Below are 1,503 nucleotides of genomic sequence, written 5' to 3' on the forward strand. Positions count from 1 at the left end.
CGTACATTGAGGGCACCGACCGCAGCGGTAGTTGGCCTGAAGTAATGAGGGAGCGGGAGATGACCGTCGTCAACATGAAGGTCACCCGACAGAAGCTCATGCAGACCGCGATCCTGAACAAGGTCGAGCGCGAGCATCTGCCCCTCGACACCGTCCGCGTACGCCGCAGTCTCCAGAGTGTCCGCGAGCATGTCAGTCGCAGCCCGTACTTCACCGACTTCCTGGATCGGTGGGAACGAATCGTCGAGGACAACGACGTCGAGACCCTTCGTCAGATCGTCGAGTCGGACGACGAGACCGGGAACGAGATGCGCAACCTTTCCCCGCTCCACGTACTGCTGACCGAGGATGAACGAATGAAGGTCCTCGATGATCTGCGTGAGCTCGTCCTGAAGTGAACCGCGAGGAGCTCGAGCAGGTCATCAAGGCAGCCTGCGCGAACCTCGACGAGGGTCAGGTGATTGTCTTCGGCTCCCAGTCGATCCTCGGGACCTACGACGAAACGGAGTTGCCGGAGTACGCGACTTTGTCGCGTGAGGTCGATGTGTTTCCGCGGAGCGGCATCGACGCTCGGCGTCGCCGGCAGTGGTGGAGAAGATCCTCATCCTCAACGGAATCCCCGTCGCGCCGATGAGCTGAGACCGCCGTCGGCGGGGTCGGCGAGGGGTTGCGGGCTGTCGGAGGCAGCCGGGGGTCCCGGCATACGCCGCGCCCGACCGCACAGGCACATATTTAGGCTAGAATTATGTACATGACGACTCTTCCTGTTGCCGACGCCCGGGCGCAGCTGTCGCGGCTGGTCGACGAGGCCGAGCACACGCACGAGCGGTTCGAGATCACCCGCAACGGGCACCGCGCCGCGGTCCTGCTGGGTGCCGATGATTACGACGCGTTGCGGGAGACGATCGCGGTGTTGTCGGATACCGATCTGCTGGCTGCGCATCTCGCCGGCCGGGCCGAGGTCGAGGGTGGGGATGTCGTCGATGCTGACGAGTTGGCACGGCTGATGCGCGATGCTCGGTCCTCCGGCGAGTGAGCGAGCCAGGTGACCGGTATCGGTTGGTGATGGCGCGGTCGGCTGCGCGGGCGTTGGCGACGTCGTTGCCGGAGAAGGTCGCGACCGCGGTGTACGAGTTCGTCACCGGTCCGCTGCTGGAGAATCCGCGTCGCGTGGGAAAACCTCTGGATCCGCCGCTGGCGCCGGCCTACAGCGCCCGCCGGGGTACGTACCGGGTGCTGTATCTGATCAACGACGAGAACCGCACGGTGGAGGTCACCGCGATCTCGCACCGCGCCGACGCCTATCGCACCTAGGCCCCGATGGGGACGTGACGCTCGGTCACATACGGCGATTGGGTGCCGCGGGTTCGACGTGGGTGGGGCCGGTTTTGGATATGTGGGTCGACGACGATTACGCGGTCGCACGGGCTCTCTGGCAGCCATTCTGCGGCTTTCTCTTATACACAGCTGACGCTGCCGACGAATTAGACGGTGTAGATCTCG

3 protein-coding genes are annotated in these 1,503 nt (G+C 64.3%); all 3 read left to right on the forward strand.

Annotated elements, in window-relative coordinates; translation table 11 throughout:
* The first annotated feature begins 59 nt into the window (after nucleotides 1–59).
* Complete coding sequence (locus tag G9373_RS45230; protein ID WP_133983711.1) at nucleotides 60–398, forward strand: hypothetical protein; 339 nt, start codon at nucleotides 60–62, stop codon at nucleotides 396–398.
* Between the two features lie 347 nt (nucleotides 399–745).
* On the forward strand, nucleotides 746–1,036 hold the full coding sequence (locus G9373_RS45235; RefSeq protein WP_133983709.1) for a type II toxin-antitoxin system Phd/YefM family antitoxin: 291 nt from the start codon (nucleotides 746–748) through the stop codon (nucleotides 1,034–1,036).
* A complete protein-coding gene (locus tag G9373_RS45240; protein WP_306453432.1) occupies nucleotides 1,033–1,314 on the forward strand; it encodes a type II toxin-antitoxin system RelE/ParE family toxin in 282 nt (93 codons plus the stop codon). Before G9373_RS45235 ends, G9373_RS45240 begins: the two co-directional genes overlap by 4 nt.
* Nucleotides 1,315–1,503 lie beyond the last annotated feature (189 nt).

This window comes from Rhodococcus sp. A14 (assembly GCF_011603105.1).
In the GTDB taxonomy this organism is placed as follows: Bacteria; Actinomycetota; Actinomycetes; order Mycobacteriales; family Mycobacteriaceae; genus Rhodococcus_F; species Rhodococcus_F opacus.

Bases quoted from the DNA above. Each gene is read 5' to 3' on its own strand.
- G9373_RS45235 (WP_133983709.1), top strand. From the start codon at position 746: ATGTACATGACGACTCTTCCTGTTGCCGACGCCCGGGCGCAGCTGTCG.
- G9373_RS45230 (WP_133983711.1), top strand. From the start codon at position 60: ATGACCGTCGTCAACATGAAGGTCACCCGACAGAAGCTCATGCAGACC.